At 39.1% G+C, this 16786-nt stretch carries 15 protein-coding genes, 3 tRNA genes and 1 pseudogene; 5 read left to right on the forward strand and 14 right to left on the reverse strand.

What is annotated here, in order from left to right:
• Nucleotides 1–48 precede the first annotated feature (48 nt).
• The gene (locus tag F7731_RS19490) at nt 49–540 is read right to left on the reverse strand and encodes an SET domain-containing protein-lysine N-methyltransferase (protein ID WP_151536467.1); all 492 of its coding nucleotides are present in this window, start codon (nt 538–540) and stop codon (nt 49–51) included.
• A gap of 751 nt (nt 541–1291) precedes the next feature.
• Between F7731_RS19490 and F7731_RS19495 the strand changes: the two genes are divergently transcribed.
• The 4 genes and pseudogenes from F7731_RS19495 (at nt 1292) to F7731_RS19510 (ending at nt 4476) form a co-directional block, all read left to right on the forward strand.
• Nucleotides 1292–2689, forward strand: coding sequence for a UDP-N-acetylmuramoyl-tripeptide--D-alanyl-D-alanine ligase (locus tag F7731_RS19495; RefSeq protein ID WP_151536468.1), 1398 nt, complete (start codon nt 1292–1294; stop codon nt 2687–2689).
• A 484-nt stretch (nt 2690–3173) separates the two neighbouring features.
• Nucleotides 3174–3722 (forward strand): annotated as a pseudogene (locus tag F7731_RS19500) (amino acid permease); the annotation flags it as partial.
• A 74-nt stretch (nt 3723–3796) separates the two neighbouring features.
• The gene (locus F7731_RS19505; RefSeq protein WP_151536469.1) at nt 3797–4153 is read left to right on the forward strand and encodes a restriction endonuclease subunit S domain-containing protein; all 357 of its coding nucleotides are present in this window, start codon (nt 3797–3799) and stop codon (nt 4151–4153) included.
• On the forward strand, nt 4099–4476 hold the full coding sequence (locus F7731_RS19510) for a restriction endonuclease subunit S (RefSeq protein WP_151536470.1): 378 nt from the start codon (nt 4099–4101) through the stop codon (nt 4474–4476). Before F7731_RS19505 ends, F7731_RS19510 begins: the two co-directional genes overlap by 55 nt.
• 9 nt (nt 4477–4485) lie before the next feature.
• Here the strand turns inward: F7731_RS19510 and rlmH are convergent, their stop codons facing one another.
• The 12 genes from rlmH to F7731_RS19570 form a co-directional block, all read right to left on the reverse strand.
• The gene (rlmH, locus tag F7731_RS19515; RefSeq protein WP_151536471.1) at nt 4486–4965 is read right to left on the reverse strand and encodes a 23S rRNA (pseudouridine(1915)-N(3))-methyltransferase RlmH; all 480 of its coding nucleotides are present in this window, start codon (nt 4963–4965) and stop codon (nt 4486–4488) included.
• Nucleotides 4966–5045: 80 nt separating this feature from the next.
• On the reverse strand, nt 5046–5225 hold the full coding sequence (locus tag F7731_RS19520) for a CxxH/CxxC protein (RefSeq protein WP_425482028.1): 180 nt from the start codon (nt 5223–5225) through the stop codon (nt 5046–5048).
• Between the two features lie 227 nt (nt 5226–5452).
• Nucleotides 5453–6664, reverse strand: a complete 1212-nt coding sequence (locus F7731_RS19525) for a S1C family serine protease (RefSeq protein ID WP_151536472.1) — start codon at nt 6662–6664, stop codon at nt 5453–5455.
• Nucleotides 6665–7007: 343 nt separating this feature from the next.
• Nucleotides 7008–7796 (reverse strand): MBL fold metallo-hydrolase, encoded by a 789-nt coding sequence (locus tag F7731_RS19530; RefSeq protein ID WP_151536473.1) that lies wholly within the window; start codon nt 7794–7796, stop codon nt 7008–7010.
• Nucleotides 7797–7802: 6 nt separating this feature from the next.
• Complete coding sequence (locus tag F7731_RS19535) at nt 7803–8609, reverse strand: two-component system regulatory protein YycI (RefSeq protein WP_151536474.1); 807 nt, start codon at nt 8607–8609, stop codon at nt 7803–7805.
• Nucleotides 8596–9918, reverse strand: a complete 1323-nt coding sequence (locus F7731_RS19540) for a YycH family regulatory protein (RefSeq protein ID WP_151536475.1) — start codon at nt 9916–9918, stop codon at nt 8596–8598. Before F7731_RS19540 ends, F7731_RS19535 begins: the two co-directional genes overlap by 14 nt.
• The gene (gene walK / locus F7731_RS19545) at nt 9915–11747 is read right to left on the reverse strand and encodes a cell wall metabolism sensor histidine kinase WalK (RefSeq protein ID WP_151536476.1); all 1833 of its coding nucleotides are present in this window, start codon (nt 11745–11747) and stop codon (nt 9915–9917) included. Before walK ends, F7731_RS19540 begins: the two co-directional genes overlap by 4 nt.
• A gap of 9 nt (nt 11748–11756) precedes the next feature.
• Nucleotides 11757–12467 carry a response regulator YycF gene (gene yycF, locus F7731_RS19550; protein ID WP_151536477.1) on the reverse strand — a complete coding sequence of 237 codons (711 nt, stop codon included), beginning with the start codon at nt 12465–12467 and terminating at the stop codon, nt 11757–11759.
• A gap of 236 nt (nt 12468–12703) precedes the next feature.
• The gene (locus F7731_RS19555) at nt 12704–14179 is read right to left on the reverse strand and encodes a M23 family metallopeptidase (protein WP_151536478.1); all 1476 of its coding nucleotides are present in this window, start codon (nt 14177–14179) and stop codon (nt 12704–12706) included.
• Between the two features lie 349 nt (nt 14180–14528).
• Nucleotides 14529–14601 (reverse strand) — tRNA-Phe (locus tag F7731_RS19560).
• An 87-nt stretch (nt 14602–14688) separates the two neighbouring features.
• A tRNA-Glu gene (locus tag F7731_RS19565) sits at nt 14689–14760 on the reverse strand.
• A gap of 6 nt (nt 14761–14766) precedes the next feature.
• Nucleotides 14767–14842, reverse strand: a tRNA-Lys gene (locus F7731_RS19570).
• Between the two features lie 187 nt (nt 14843–15029).
• Between F7731_RS19570 and F7731_RS19575 the strand changes: the two genes are divergently transcribed.
• Nucleotides 15030–15269 (forward strand): hypothetical protein, encoded by a 240-nt coding sequence (locus F7731_RS19575; protein ID WP_151536479.1) that lies wholly within the window; start codon nt 15030–15032, stop codon nt 15267–15269.
• Nucleotides 15270–15413: 144 nt separating this feature from the next.
• Here the strand turns inward: F7731_RS19575 and dnaB are convergent, their stop codons facing one another.
• A complete protein-coding gene (gene dnaB, locus F7731_RS19580) occupies nt 15414–16778 on the reverse strand; it encodes a replicative DNA helicase (protein ID WP_151536480.1) in 1365 nt (454 codons plus the stop codon).
• Between the last annotated feature and the right edge of the window lie 8 nt (nt 16779–16786).

The following is a 16786-nucleotide window of genomic DNA, read 5'->3' on the forward strand; positions in this document are numbered from 1 at the left end:
AATCCATATAGGACACAGTGACAGGTCGAGACCACTTGTCCTTTCACTTTATCTGAATTTATTGCGGTCATAGTAGATGCATTTGATCGAATCAAGTAGAATTTGCTCTGTGGCTGTAATTTTTACTTTTTCCATGAATTCAGGTCGAATGAGATGTATTAGTGGCTGATTAACCTCATAAAAGTGTTGTATAGCTTCAATTACCTTCTGATCCCATTCCTCTGAATAATACAGAAGATCATCAGGGTAAACTTCCTCTTTCTTTGTTCCATATTTTGGAATACTTTTAAATGATTCATCAATATTTAATGTTCCATAATCATCCGTTAATTGCTCCCCTGAATAAATGTCCCGGACTGCCACTTCAAATTCATAGGCTGTTCCCAAACAATTAGCATGAAAACTGTGGTTCACATATCTACCTAGATCCCAACAAAGAATATATTTACCTTCTTGATTACGATAGGAGTATTTCTTAAGATGCTCGGCTCTTACTTGCTGATAAATGTTTCTCTGCAAACTGTATGTATACGGTAACACCTCCCCTTATTACACACCGAGAAAGAATCAGATTTCTCAGTAATGCAGATTCTTTAGCAGCTCTACAACTGCTTGCCTCTTACTATAAAATAGCAATATTACCACTTTATGTCATATAGATTAAAAAAATAACAATTATCTCGAATTTTGCAATAAATGAAAACGTTCTGTTTTCTAATTGCCCCTTCCAACGTAATTTTGAATTGTGCTTTTAGAGATCCCATCTGCATTTCTATCTGTCTTTCTTCTTTACTAAATACCTGTATAACACTGTCAATTTCCTTTACAAATAAGACAGGAATGAAAAGAATATTTCTTTAATTAAGAAAAGTTAACAGTTCATTTAGGAGAGAATGAATATTTGGATAATTGTTAGTTATTTCAAATAGGCATATTTATATTGGCTTAGATTTGAGGAAAGAGGCTTAAAAATCCTTTAATTAATTCTCAGCATCAATACTTTTTTAATCATCCAATCGCAGCCAATATCTTTAGATTCTTTTGTTCTTTTGAAATGATTTTGAGTTAATTAGTTGCGTTCAAAATGTTTATTGATAAATAGGCTAATAGCGGTAATATGAATAAATTAGTATTTATACCCAAATCAATAATTTTCAGAAAACATAATATGTACAAGGTGAAGTCATAAAGGGGGATTTCATCAATGCGGAGATTGAGCAGGTTATAAAAGAAGGGAAACTAAAATGTTGAATAAAAGGAATTACTTTTACCAATAAGGGAGTGAGTATTTGTGCGTGAATTAACCCTTGAGAAGATCTCAAAAGCCATGGGGTGCAAAATTTTAAGTTGGCAGACCAATCAAACGATTAAAGGGTTTACAAATAATCATAAAAACCCTTCTCCTTTTAGTCTAGTTTTCTTATTTCGTCACAATTTGGAAGAGGATAAACTGATTCAAAGGTTAATTAAGGGGCAAGCCACAGGGATTGTCATTAGCAGAAAACACAATTTCCAAATCGATAAATTCGCCCAAGCAGGAATTGGCGTTCTTGAGGCAGGAAAGGTAAAACAAGCATATCGCAATATGGCCAAGCTATACCGGACGCAATTGTCTATTCCGATTACGCAGGTTATTGGAAGTTCAGGCAAAACAACTACGAAGGAATTAATCGGCAGCATTCTTAAACAAAAATATTCCACTTTAGTAGGTGCAGCCAATTTCAATGCTCCTGAAGGGGTCGTGTATAACCTATCTAAAATAGAAGAAAAACATGAAGCGGCTGTTCTAGAAGTTGGAATGAAGTCGTTAGGTATCATTAGAATATCCAGCCGAATGATTAAACCTCAAATTGGAGTGGTTACATGCATTCACCGGGCTCATTTAACTAGACTTGGTACAATTGAAAATATTATTAAAGCTAAGGCAGAAATGATTGAGCATTTATCTCCAAAAGGTACCCTTGTCATAAATGGAGATGATCCTAACTGCGTGGAATATCTAAAAAAAATAAAGTATCCTGGGAAAATTATTACTTTTGGTTTTTCTGAAGGAAATACCATTCGAGCAAAAAATGTCCATTATAAAAATTTCCAAAGCTTCTTTACTGTAAAAGGAAAAGGCTTTGAGTTTGACTGTATGATGAATACCTTTGGAAGCTATAATATCACGAATGCATTAGCAGCTATTGCGGTTGGTATAGAGCTTCAAGTACCGCATAAGAAGATTCAACAAGGGATTACTGAATTTTCTCCTGTAAAGGGCCGGTTGCAGGTCCTTTCTCGCCCAAATAATATTACAATCATCCATGATAATTTCAATGCGAATCCAGATTCAACTAGCCTGTTATTAAGCCAAATCCCAAACTTGCCTAAGAGACCCATTATACTGGTTCTAGGAGACATGGAGAACCCTCGAACAAAAGAAGCATACGCCAAAAATGTGCATTATCAAATAGGTGAAAAAATCGGCGGCTTATCAATTGATAAATTGGTAGCGATAGGAAAATGGGCCGGAGAATATTGTCAAGGGGCTAAGGCGATGGGTATTTCCCCGAATAAACTCTATTACTATAAACATGTTGATGAAGCTAAAAAGGAATTGCCCCAGCTTGTTCCACCTAATTCGATCGTTATCCTTAAAGCCTCTGTTGCTTATATTGACTTAAAACCGCTCATTCATTTTATTTAGAAGGACTTAAGGACAAGGGGAGGGGTGAGGTTCTTTATCCCACTGGCAAGCAGACTCTTTTCACTTTAAGAAAAGATTAGAAATAATAGGGACAACATTATTTATTATGTTTGCCAGTCACTTGTAATACGGTTCAGCGTGATACATCTAAATGCGGTATTATCTATTATTTAATTTTATTGTATGTGCCTTCTAATAAATCTGTCGTCACCGAAATAACGACTTTGATATAGCAAAAACATTCAAAGTATTGAATCGTTACTCTTTTATCAAACACTAAATAGCTATCGAAAAATAGCTCCTTCATTATAAGGATAGATATGTGCCATTCTGTATAAACTATTTTCGCCTCCTCTTTTCAATTAATTTTAAAAAACATCTTAATTTTTCGACAAAATTTTTGGTAATTCGACAAAACCGATTGACCTTTAAGAAATAAAGATATAGAATTTTTACATATTTTCAAAAAGAATGAGGGTTCAGTATGAAAAATGTATTATTCAGAAGAAAAAATCTCGGGGAGTTACTTAAGAAAAAGGGAGATATCCAGCTCCAGCAATCGTTAGGAGCATTTGATTTAATAATGCTTGGAGTTGGCGCCATTGTAGGAACAGGTATATTTATTCTTCCTGGAACAGTGGCTGCTAATCATTCTGGGCCAGCTATTATTTTTTCATTTATTATCGCTGCTATTGTCTGTGCGTTGGCAGGTATGTGTTATTCAGAATTTTCTTCATCCGTACCAGTAACAGGCAGTGCCTACTCGTATGCATATATTGTATTTGGAGAATTAATTGCTTGGTTAGTTGGTTGGGCTTTAGTGCTAGAATATGGTTTGGCAGTTGCTACAGTCTCAACTGGTTGGTCTTCCTATTTATCTGCTTTGTTAGAAGGATTTCATATCACTATTCCAAAGGCAATCTCAGGTCCATTTGTTCCCGCAGACGAAACTTATGTAAATATCCCAGCTATTGCTATAGTATTAGCCACTGCTTTCTTGTTAACGCGCGGGATTAATGAATCTGCAAAACTGAGGAACAGGAAAAAATGGCCAGATTCCTTAAAAAAATTGATTATAAAATCCAACTTCTACAAGGAAAAGTCGACTTGCTGAAAGAACAGAAAAAAGGATACATTCAGAGGATATTTAGTCAGAAGTTAAGATTTAAAAATGATTGTGGAGATTCTTTTCCTAATTGGGAAGAAAAATATTTGAATGAACTAAGTGATGTAAGAGATGGTACGCATGATTCTCCAAAATACTATCCTTCAGAATATCCCTTAATTACGTCTAAAAACTTAAATTCTAATGGCACTTTGAATAATAATGATCTAAATTACATTAATAAAGAAGATTTTGAAAAGGTCAATAAACGGTCACTGGTTGAAGATAATGATATTTTATTTGCATGGTTGGTACAATCGGAAACCCAGTCAAGGTTTCCCATCCTATTTTTGCTATAAAAAATGTTGCTCTTATAAAAGATAATGCCGATAAATTTAATAACTTTTTAATTCACTTCTTAAATAGCTCTCATATACAAAAACAATTTAAACTTTTATTAGCCGGTGGTACACAAGAGTTTATAGGGTTAAATGATATTAGACATTTAAAAGTATTAGTTCCTTGTAAAGATGAGCAGGTACAAATTGCTCAATTTTTGTCTCTACTGGATAAAAAAATTCCTTTACAAGCAGCAAAAAAATGCCTTCGTACAACAAATGTCCATCTAACTAAAGTAGCACCTTTCCTACTACAGGATTGGTGCTGTTACTTTTTTCAATAAAAACCTCATTTACTTATGGTACGGTTCCCCCCTATTAATCCTAAACCCCCGATACACCTGCTCCACCAACACCAATCTCATCAACTGATGTGGAAACGTCATCCTCGAGAAACTCAATTTCTCATCCGCTCTCTTTAACACTTCCTCACTCAATCCAAGCGATCCACCAATGACAAATGCCACTTTACTTTTTCCATATGTAGCGAGCTTGTCCAACGTATCCGCCAGCTCCTCCGAAGACTTCATTTTCCCTTCAATGGCGAGGGCAATCACATAAGCATCCGGGTTAATTTTGGCCAAAATCCGCTCGCCTTCTTTTTGCTTAACTTGCCGCATCTCAGTCTCGCTTAACTCTTCTGGAGCTTTTTCATCCGAAACTTCGATGATCTCGACTTTAGCGTAGGCTGTTAATCGTTTTAAATATTCATCAATTCCTTGCTTTAAATATTTTTCTTTTAGTTTTCCAACTGTGACAATTGAGATATTCACAAGCCATCCTCACTTTACAAACAAGATATCCACAGAAGTTATCCACATATCCACATTTTCTATCCACATCTTGTGTGAGATCATTCGTTCGCCACAAGATATACTGCCTGATTCCGACAATATTCACAGGTTGTTGATAACTTTTCCTCCTCTGAAATTTTCGATAATAATGGGAAGGTTTCATGCTCGTCAACGATCGTATCTATTGCTATATCAATGTGTTCCTCACAACTATAGATGATTTGTTTATTTGCTTCCATTTCAAAAATCCACCTTACTTCTTAATTTGATTTGTGGATAATCGTTCATCCACTCTATATAAAAACTTATCCACATTACATCTTAACAAAACAAAAATAAAAGTAAAACCTCACATATAGCTTTCCACTAACAAAGCAAAAAAAGTTATTCACAGACTAAAGTATTCATTCAAGTCAAAAAAACAGGAAAGCCATATCCGACTTTCCTGCTCTAACCCTATTCATCTTTAAAAAGTTTCTCCACTCAGCTTTACAGTTGTTTCTTGAAGCTTTCCATCTCGATAAAATTTCACTCTCATTTGGTCGCCAATTTTCTTTTTATTATAAAGATGCTTCCTTAGGTCAACGACGTCATTGATTCTTTCTCCATCCATTTCAACAATAACATCCAGCTCTTGCAGTCCTGCTTGGGCTGCTGGTGAGTTCGGAACCACTTGTCTTAACGCAACCCCATAGTTCACATCTCCTGGCAGCTTCAATGCTTCCTGCTGATAATAGGAAGGAATTTCATTGACTGATTTTAAATCGACACCCAAATATGGTCTTTTAACATCACCGAATTTTTCAAGATCATTAATAATCGGCAATGCAGAGTTGATTGGGATGGCTAAGCCAATTCCTTCAACCGCTTGCTGGGCAATTTTCATCGAGTTGATTCCAATAACCTGCCCTTTAATATTCACTAAAGCTCCGCCGCTGTTACCCGGGTTAATCGCAGCATCTGTCTGCAATACTTCTGCATTCCAGTCAATGACGCCATCTTTATTAATGTCCACTGGGATTGTCCGTTCTAAGCCAGAAATAATCCCCTCTGTAACGGATCCTGAAAAAGTTGGGCCAAGTGGGTTTCCAATGGCAATCACGGGTTCACCTGTTTTCAATGCATCTGAGTTGCCAAATTCAGCAACTGTTTTTACGTCCTTTGCGTCAATTTCAAGTACAGCCAAGTCTGTCCAAATGTCGCTGCCTCGAAGCTCTGCCGGAATTTTCGTTCCATCTGATAAAGTAACCTCTAGCTTGCTGGCATCTTCTACGACATGATGATTTGTCACAACAAAGGCTTTATTCCCAGCCTTTTTATAAATGACGCCTGATCCTGTACCAGCAGGCTCCTCAACGCCTCCATTTCCGCCTCTCCCCCAGAAGCTAGTTGTCTGGATATTGGTCACCCCTACCACTGCGCCACTCGCTTTATCCACTGCTTTTGTTACATCAGAAACTACATTCAGTGTGACATTCTGAGTAGGCATATTGGCGTTATGATTGATTGCACTTTCTTCTACTTGTTCGTTTGGCCAAAATCCAGCAATCTTCGGGAAGGCAATCATCACAAGAACGGCACCTATAATTGCCCCGGCAAGGCCTGCTAAGAAATAGCCGCCCCTATTTCCCTTTTGCCGCTTATATCGATTGTCATAATCTTGATCATAATAACCCACACTGGACCATTCCTTTCTTACTTTTGTGAAAAAAATTTAATTGTTGTCGGATTCGTTGAGTAAACCCTGGTGGATGGCGCAAAGAAATATAGCCGAGGATATTTTACATACTAGATTGTAGGAAATACCCATGATCTTTCTTATTTAAACAATTAGATGAAGTAAAACATAAATACTATCTTCTATTCTTCCACCTTATGTCTGATTATACTCCCACCAATTGAAGAATCTATTGATAAGCTGGCCACGAAAACAATCTTACTACTTTGTTCATAATTTTGAAAAACTCCATTAAAAAAAGGAATGAAGTCTGCCAAAAAGCGCCTTTCATTCCTTTTAAAAATCAAATAGCCGTCAATACAGTCGGTGTCTTTGGATCTGTATCGTAGAGCTCAAACTGCTCGCCGACAATTATGCCTCTGCTTTCGAGCGTTTGTGAAACCGACATTCTGGCAAGCTCCTTCATATTATTATCCTGACTTAAATGAGCTAAATAAATGCGCTTTGTCCGGTCTCCCGCTACCTCACTCATCGCAATGGCCGCATCCTCATTCGACACATGCCCAACATCACTCAATATCCGTCTTTTAATGCTCCATGGGTAACGCCCCATCCGCAGCATTTGCACATCATGATTGCTTTCGAACACATAAGCATCCGCATTGGAGATGAGCCCCTTCATCCGGTCGCTGACATAGCCGGTATCGGTAATTAAGACAAGCTTCTTCTCGTTCTGATGAAAGACATAGAACATCGGGTCAGCTGCATCATGTGATACACCAAATGATTCAATTTCCAGTGATCCAAAGGACTTTACCGTCTCCATCGAAAAAGTAAACTTCTGCTCAACAGGAACTTGTCCAATGAGACTATCCATCGCACTCCACGTTTTTTCATTTGCATAAACAGGCAATTTGTATTTCCGTGCAAGCACCCCGACACCTTTAATATGATCACTATGCTCATGTGTGACTAAGATGCCGGAGAGATTCCCCATATCCCGGTCAATCTTTTGGAATAACGCCTCCATTTGCTTCCCGCTTAAGCCTGCATCCACGAGGAAGGAATGGTCCTCTGTCTCAACAAAGATGGCATTCCCCGTACTTCCACTTGCGAGAACGCTAAATTGCATTTTCTCTCACTCCACTATAGTTTTCTCTTCAGTTGGTAACTCGATAATTTGCCCCTCAAAGGCATGAACATATAAATCTTCCTTATCATTAATAACGAAACGCCATGCAGGGATCAGCACCTGTGCCGTACTTGCTTCTCCTACAAAGTTAAAATACCCAAGCTCCACCTTTGTAATTTTGCTCTTTGGCTTCAAGGAGCCCTTTTCATAAAGGGTTTCAAGCGCCTTTAACGGCTGAATAATCTTTTCCTCTTCTGATAATTCTTCAATATTCGTGAGCATCGTTTGCACATAGGAAACAATATTATTCTCATCATTAAGGTAAATCGTTAATTCAGCGCTACTATTTTGATAGAAAGTCTTATCCTTGAATTGCTGGTAATACGTTATAATATTGTCTTCCTTTTTCCAATAACGATATTGATCCCCATATAGAACATTATTTTTAACGAATGAATTAATCTCTGCCTTGTCATATTTCTCACTGAGCTCATAAGGCTTATCTAAAACAGAATTAAGCACGGTACTAGAGTTAACCTGCACCTTTTGCCCTTTCAGCTTCGTTTTCTCAACTGATTCAGTCACTTCATTACTAAAGTCTATCGGCTCTGCACTTAAGTACATATCTTTAATAAAGTTTTTTGGAAGCTCCACATATTCAATCTCGTCTGCCTTGAGTCGCTTCTCAAGGGGAACTTCCGTACTATACTCATACTGACTAGCATCATTCAGCTTAAAAAACTCATACATTAAATAAATATCCAACACAAGAAACGTCAAAATGAAAATTGTTTTGATTCTATTCCAATCCATGATTAGCCTCGCCTCTCGTTTCATCCTTGGTTAATTGATACCAAGAACCGTTATATCGATAAAACCAGGAAGGCTCTAAATACACTAACTTTGTATCCTTTTCCATCGCATAGCCAAGCGCCATATCCTGCAGTCCAGCCATGTCCAGCCCTTTCGATTCAAGAAGCTGAATCGCCTCTTGACCTGAAGGCAGGGTCGTTTCCGTTGGATCCATCCGGAGTCCTTTTAAGAAGTTGCTCCTTATATATTTATAAATTTCACTTTGGCCCCATATTTCGTTAATTTCAGAAATGCCGCTGCCTATACTAAAAATCGGATACCCTTTATCATCATAAAGACGGAATAATACTTGATGTGTCATTTCATCCATTTCAACAAAGCGGTAACTATCCGTCCAGCCACCGTGTTCATTCACAAAATCAATGCTTCTTTTCAAAAGACCTTTCGATGATAGCAGGCTTTCACTACTTCTAGCCGGATTCACATAGGAAAGGGTGTTGCGGTCATAATTCACGCGCAATGAGCTTGAACCATTTGTGTATTCCTCACCTGATGGCTGATAATTCTTCCGCACGACGCTAGGGACTTTAAATAATGCGTTCTTATATTTTTCCGAATCTAATCGCGTGAATAGATATTGAAACTGCAGCATTTTCGTTTCATCCTGAGGCAAATATAATACTCGGCCGCTTGTTGTTTTATACGGGAAATACTTTATATAACGAAGATTGTACTCTGCATTATTAAAAAAGCCATTCGTAAAGTTTTGCACGTAAGATGCCGATACTTGGCTCCGGTAAGCCTGATCCCTCTCAGATGAAACAAAATAAACAAATGCCTGGTCTTTCTGAATCCCTTCGGTGTCGATGACAATTTGATCAAAATAAAAATTAGGGATCTTTTTCTCCTTCATTTCGATAATCGTCCGGTAAAAATCAATCGGTATCGAATCCGGAAACTGAATCGTGGCATTTCCCGGATTATTAGCGAAAGTAGAATAGTTTTTTATATCATCCGAAACATTAACAAACTCGGCAAAATTCCATCGGCTTATTTCCGAAATCACTTTATTAATTTCATCTATATCTGTTGTTCCTAATTGTTTATCCTTTGAATAGTGGTAAATAATCCGGTCTGGCTTAACGATTTCTTCCGCATCTTTTTTCTTACTGATCGCTACTTCTTGAACGGTTTTTGCTTTTTCCATCGTTTCTAAATTAGGCTGATAGGTCCAGATGCTCCACGTTAAAAGCACGCTGAAGCATACTAAAATGACTAATATGAGTGATTTAATATTTTCATATGTCATGCCCAATCATCCTCTTCCGTTCGATCGTATGGCAGGCTGAAAGAAATCGTCGTGCCCTTCCCTTCTTGACTCGTTGCCCAAATTTCTCCTCCGTGGGCTTCCACCATTTCCTTGGCGATAGCAAGGCCGAGACCTGTGCCTCCAAGTTTTCGCGTTCTTGCTTTATCCACTCGATAAAACCGTTCAAAAATCTTATTAATATTCTCTTTCGGTATGCCGACCCCTTCGTCAGACACACTAATATTAACAAAGTCATTCTGTTCCTCTAGCCTGAAGGTGACTTTCCCGCCTTCTGGGGAGTATTTAAGTGCATTCGAAATAATATTATCAATAACTTGAGTAAGCTTGTCCCCATCGATTTCGACAAAAGCGGAATGATCGGGCAGCTTTCTTTCGAACGTCACGTTTTGCTCCTTCGATAGCTCAAAACGGTCAATAATGCGGTTAAAGAAGGAAACGACGTTGATCCATTCCTTCGTCAAATTGTAATCCTTGCTGTCCATTTTTGAAAGCTGTAGCAAATCATTTACAAGGCGAATCATCCGCTCTGTTTCCGTCTGAGTCACATCTAAAAATTTCGGAGCAATTTCTTTATCCTGCCAGGCCCCTTCTGCTAAAGCTTCCACATAGCTTCTCATCGTCGTCAATGGCGTCCTTAGCTCATGCGACACATTCGCGACAAACTCGCGGCGTTCCATATCAATTTTCTCTTGCTCCGTAATATCGTGAAGAACCGCAATTAGTCCATTCACAAATCCTGTCTCCTTTTGAATAACGGAGACATTCGCCCGCAAGATTAGTGTCCTAGAGGGCTTAGAGTAATCTAAAATGACTGAATCCCGTTCGGAAAGTAACTCTTCAAACGTATAATCATCCTCAAGACCAAGAAGTGAAACAATCGAAGTCGCTAAAACTGTTTCACGTGAAACATTCAGCATTTCGGCAGCCGGCTCGTTGATGAGAATGACTCTGCCCTTTCGATCGGTCGCAATCACTCCATCTGTCATATACGATAGAACAGAAGAAAGCTTGCGGCGTTCCCCCTCTGTTGTCGCTTGCGCTTCCTGCAGCCTCTTCGTTAAATTATTGAACGTCATCGCTAACTGGCCAATTTCATCGTTGCCGTATATTTTAACTTTGCGGGAGAAGTTCCCCTTCGCCATCGCAAGAGCCTGTCTCTTCATTTCTGACATCGGGCGGGTGATCGTTTGGGCAAGCAGGACGCCTAAAATCGCGGTAATCCCTAGAGCTATAGCGGTGCCTGAAATAAAGATTTGATTAATTTGTCTCATTTGGTCAAACACATTTTCAATTTTTCCAACGAGATAAATCGCGCCGATGACTTCCCCGTTATGTTTAATGGGTGTCACTAACACCCAGATTCGATTGCCCGTATGGTTGTCAATGAGCTCTTCACTTGCTTGTTTGGCAGTGGCAATGGTCATTCTTACTAATGTATCTATCGATCTCCGCCCTACTACTCCCTGATTATCAGTTTCAGAGGTGCCAAGAATTTTCAATGTATCCCCTTCAATAACCTGGACTTCAGTAATGTCCTCTGAATTATAGTCCCTTAATAAGCGAAACACATCTTCCTCTAAAGACGGCCCATCTTCATCCGGCAACCGTTCCTTCGTCATCTGCTCCTCTAAATAATAAGCAAGCAAACTTACACGATCCTGAATGGTTGATTTGAAATTATCTTTCAGCGTAAATTCCAATTGTCTAACGAAATAAACCCCGATAATTTGCATCGCAATTAAGATGAGCAATACATAAATGATGACAAACTTAAGATGTATTGAACGAAAAAAACCAACCTTTTTCATTGATTGTCTTTACTCCTGTTCAGGATTCCGCAAATAATACCCAACTCCCCTTCGAGTGACGATCCAAGTAGGATGGCTTGGGTTATCTTCAATTTTCTCACGCAGTCTTCGAACCGTTACATCGACTGTGCGCACATCTCCGTAATAATCATAGCCCCAAACGGTCTGAAGAAGATGCTCCCTGGTCATGACTTGTCCAATATGCTTTGCCAAATAGTGAAGGAGCTCAAATTCACGGTGAGTGAGTTCAATCGTTTCACCGCGTTTGGACACAATATAAGCATCTGGGTGAATGATTAACGTACCGACTGTAATTTCATTCGTCTCCTCTTCTTCAGTCGCGTTGGCTGCCATTTGTTGATGGCGGCGTAAGTTAGCTTTAATTCGCGCAATCAGCTCTCTCGTACTGAAAGGCTTCGTCACATAATCATCCGCTCCAAGCTCAAGACCAATGACTTTATCAATTTCTGAATCCTTAGCTGTAAGCATAATAATCGGCATATCATATTTCTTTCTTACTTCACGGCAAACTTCAATCCCGTCTCTTAGCGGGAGCATAATATCAAGCAGAATCAGATCTGGTTTAATTTCCTCGACCTTTTCAAGCGCATCATTTCCATCATACGAGCAAAAGACTTCAAAGCCTTCCTTTTTCAAATTAAATTGCAATATATCAGCAATCGGTTTCTCATCGTCTACTACAAGAATTTTTCTCTCCATTTATATCTCCTTCTTATTGCGTATTTATCTCAACGTTTTTAAGCTCTATTCATTTTTGTTTATATGTGTTCAATTTTACTTTAACATGTTGTAAATGTGAATTCATCTATTAAGGACGGGTCATACGAAAGGTTTTCAAGGAAAGGCTGGATAGAACATGGTAAATTTCCTTAATCTAGTGAAGCAGATTTTAAAAGAATAAAAGTCTCTAGTAAGAGTACTAGAGACTTGAAAAATTAACGAATATAGTCTAATGGATTTTGGAGGTTGCCATTTTTATAAAGTTCAAAGTGTAAATGAACACCCGTTGAATCTCCAGTAGACCCCATGACACCAATTTTCGATCCCTTAGAAACGACTTGCCCCGCGCTCACACTGATCGATGAAAGGTGGGCATAAATCGTACGATAGCCATTTTGATGGTCAATCACAATTTTATTTCCGAAGCTTTTTTCATAGCCTGCTGAAACGATTACACCATTATCTGCAGCTTTAATTGTCCGGTCGCTTGGTCTCGCAATATCAATTCCTTTATGCATTCTTCCCCAGCGATAGCCGACATGACTGGAAATATAGCCCCCAACTGTTGGCCAGATAAAGCTTCCCTCTCCACGGGAAGGGATGACCTTCGTTCCTTTGACAACAATATGTTTAACCGGCTGTTCAAGAATTTCTTCTTTTGTCACTTCCTTTGAAATGACTTGGCCGTTTTGGACAGAAATTCGGTAAGTGGTAGCACGTTTCCCGTCTTTCCCTTCCTGCTTCACTTTTGTATCGCCTTTAAACATAGTAGCGTCTTCCACTACTTCTTTTTCAAAAGGAATGACTTCCTTCGCGAAATATTCCCTTTCAATAATTACGTGAACAAATGGCTTTAAAATTGTTACGTTCAATTCCTGGCCAATTTGGAGAAGTGAGTCTTCTGTTAATCCAGGATTAATTGCCATCAGCTCGCTCGTTTTAAGGTTGTGAGTATGAGCGATTCCACCAAGCACATCGCCCTCTTTTACTTGATACTTTGCTTCTTCTAATGTGCCTTTTTCGAGAAGCTTGACAGCATCTTCAACCGATAAAATTTGGTTCGGTTCAATTTTTTCCGCTGCAACGTTCACTTCATTCGATAGTTTAACGTCTAAAATGCGTGTTTCTTTATCTTGTAATGACGGCAAAGTGCTTTGATCAGCAGCTTTTCGAGCCTCAACAGCCTGTAACTCTTCTTCTGACACATATTTGAGCTTAAGCTTTTTAATCACTTCTTTTGCTTCTTCTGCATTTTGCACATACACAGCAGGCTTGCCATCTATGATCAAAGCAGATGCATCAGCTTGTAACTGAATTTCTCCCGACACTTTTTCCGCAACTTCAGAATCATTGACTTCAGAGCTTTCTCGGAAAACTTGCTCTGGAACATAGGTAAGGTCAGAGTTAAATGAGAGCTTTAAGTCTTTACTCGCAGCTTGCACCTCTTGCAATTTTGTTGCGACGACGCCTTCAATTTTCTCTTTATTAGAGACTGTTCCGATATACTGCTTGTCTAAGTAAACATGATGGACAGTAGTAAGGTTCTCTGTGTTGGCATGTACTGAAATACCAGCGGCAAAAGTAATCGCAGCAACTGTAAAAGCAGTGATCGCCGCTTTTTTTATGGCGTTTTTCAATTTTTTATATGTATTTTTTTTAACGGTCGTATTTGTATTTGTCGAATCTTGCATTGTTATATCCTCCTAGACTACGGCAACAAAAACACTTCCAATTAGTGCTATTTAACTATAATTATAGTGAGCCTAATTTTTTCAACTCCTATACTTTACCATAAAATCCATCTAATAGACTACTTGACTTCATAATGTAACATAATTGTATAATGATTGACAATTTACTACCAATCAAATTGAAGGAAAAACGAGTATTTTGTCGAAGAAGCAAGGAAAAATAGGTAGTGAATACTAGATTTAACAGGACTTAATGTTATTTTGGCGGGATTTAAATATTGAGGTAGGATATTACAGAGATGTGACAAAAAAAAAAACAGAGCATGATGAGGATCATACTCTGCTGTGATGGCTCAGGACGGAATCGAACCGCCGACACAAGGATTTTCAGTCCTTTGCTCTACCGACTGAGCTACTGAGCCGTATTAATTTTTGGTTCACTAAATATGTATAATGGCATCCAGCAAGGAGGCTGTGCTTGACAGCCGCTTACCAGATACCATTCGCCATGACCCGTACGGGATTCGAACCCGTGTTACCGCCGTGAAAGGGCGGTGTCTTAACCGCTTGACCAACGGGCCTAAAAATGGTGAGCCATGAAGGACTCGAACCTTCGACCCTCTGATTAAAAGTCAGATGCTCTACCAACTGAGCTAATGGCTCGTTATTTGTTTCTTAACGACGTTTATTATAATATCATAATACTGAAGCAATTTGCAACAACTTTTTTTAAAAAATTTTTAACTATAACTTCTCTTCGTAATTGATAACAAATAGGCATTCGTCCTATACCTCTTTAAATATGGACACATACACTATAATTGTAACAATTTGAGGAGGGATATAAAAAATGGAGAGACAAATGATTGGGTTTCCTGGAGCTGGCATAGGAGGATACCCAGGGGTTGGTGCGTACCCAGTTTATCCTGGTTACGGTTATGGCGCATATCCTGGATATGGTTTGGGTCATTATCCTTACCACGGTTACCATGGTTATCATGGTTATCACTATGATGGCCATTACGGACATCATGGGTACGGATATAGTGGTTATCCGCATGGCCATTATGGATATGGCTGTCACCAATAAACTTTTATTCAAAAAATTTCATGACTTTGCAATCTCAACTTAGTATGTAAATATCTTTAGCTTCATTTCAAAATAGAGCAATTAGAACTTTCCTAATTGCTCTTACTATTTCCCTACAATTATTAGATTCATAGTTTACCCATTCTAAGCACCAGGCGGAACGGATGAATCATCAAATCGTCTCTCTATGTTTACGAATTTATTATACTCTTTGACAAATGCTAGCTGAACGGTGCCAGTAGGACCATTACGCTGTTTAGCGATGATGATCTCAATGATATTTTTATTCTCTGATTCCTTGTCATAATAATCATCACGGTAAAGGAATGCGACGATATCCGCATCCTGCTCGATACTCCCTGATTCACGGATATCAGACATCATTGGTCTTTTATCTTGACGCTGCTCCACTCCACGGGAAAGCTGAGATAGAGCAATAACAGGCACTTGTAATTCACGGGCTAACCCTTTCAATGACCGGGAAATTTCCGAAACTTCTTGCTGGCGGTTTTCCCCAGAGCGTCCGCTACCGAGAATGAGCTGCAAGTAATCAATTAAGATCATCCCAAGGCCATGCTCCTGCTTCAGACGGCGGCATTTGGAACGAATATCTGTAATCCGCACACCAGGTGTATCATCGATAAATATCCCTGCATTCGACAAGCTTCCCATCGCCATCGTCAGCTTGCCCCAGTCTTCATCCGTCAAGGAACCTGTACGCAGTCTTTGTGCGTCAATATTTCCCTCTGCACAGAGCATACGCATGGCGAGCTGCTCGGCACCCATCTCAAGGCTAAAAATCGCTATATTTTCCCCTGTTTTCGTTGCTACATTTTGCGCAACATTTAAGGCAAATGCCGTTTTCCCAACGGAAGGACGTGCCCCAACGATAATCAAATCGTTGCGCTGAAATCCAGCCGTCATTTTATCAAGCTCGGCAAAACCAGTCTCAAGCCCTGTAATGTCGCCCTTTCGGTTATGCATAACTTCAATATTATCGTACGTGCGAACAAGAACATCCTTAATATTATGAAAGGCACCTGCATTTTTCCTTTGTGCCACTTCAAGAATATTCTTTTCCGCTTCCCCTAATAGAACCTCTACCTCGTCCTCGCGAGCATACCCATCCTGAGCAATTCCAGTAGCTGTACGAATGAGCCTGCGAAGCAATGATTTTTCCTCAACAATCTTCGCGTAGTATTCTATATTAGCGGCAGTTGGCACAGACCCGGCAAGCTCACTTAAATAGCTGACTCCGCCTGTATCCTCAAGAAGCTTAGCTGCTCCAAGCTCTGCCGTCACGGTAATTAGATCGACCGCATTTCCTTGATCGTTCAGCTTTAACATCACATTGAAAATCTTTTGATGAGCTGCACGGTAAAAGTCCTCAGGAATCAAAATTTCGGAAGCTAAGGTGAGGGCAGATGGCTCAAGAAAAATAGCACCTAAAACCGCCTGCTCCGCTTCAATATTTTGCGGCGGAAGACGATCAGCAATTACATCACTCATCTATTCAA

The sequence above is a fragment of the Cytobacillus depressus genome (genome assembly GCF_008923245.1).
In the GTDB taxonomy this organism is placed as follows: Bacteria; Bacillota; Bacilli; order Bacillales; family Cytobacillaceae; genus Cytobacillus; species Cytobacillus depressus.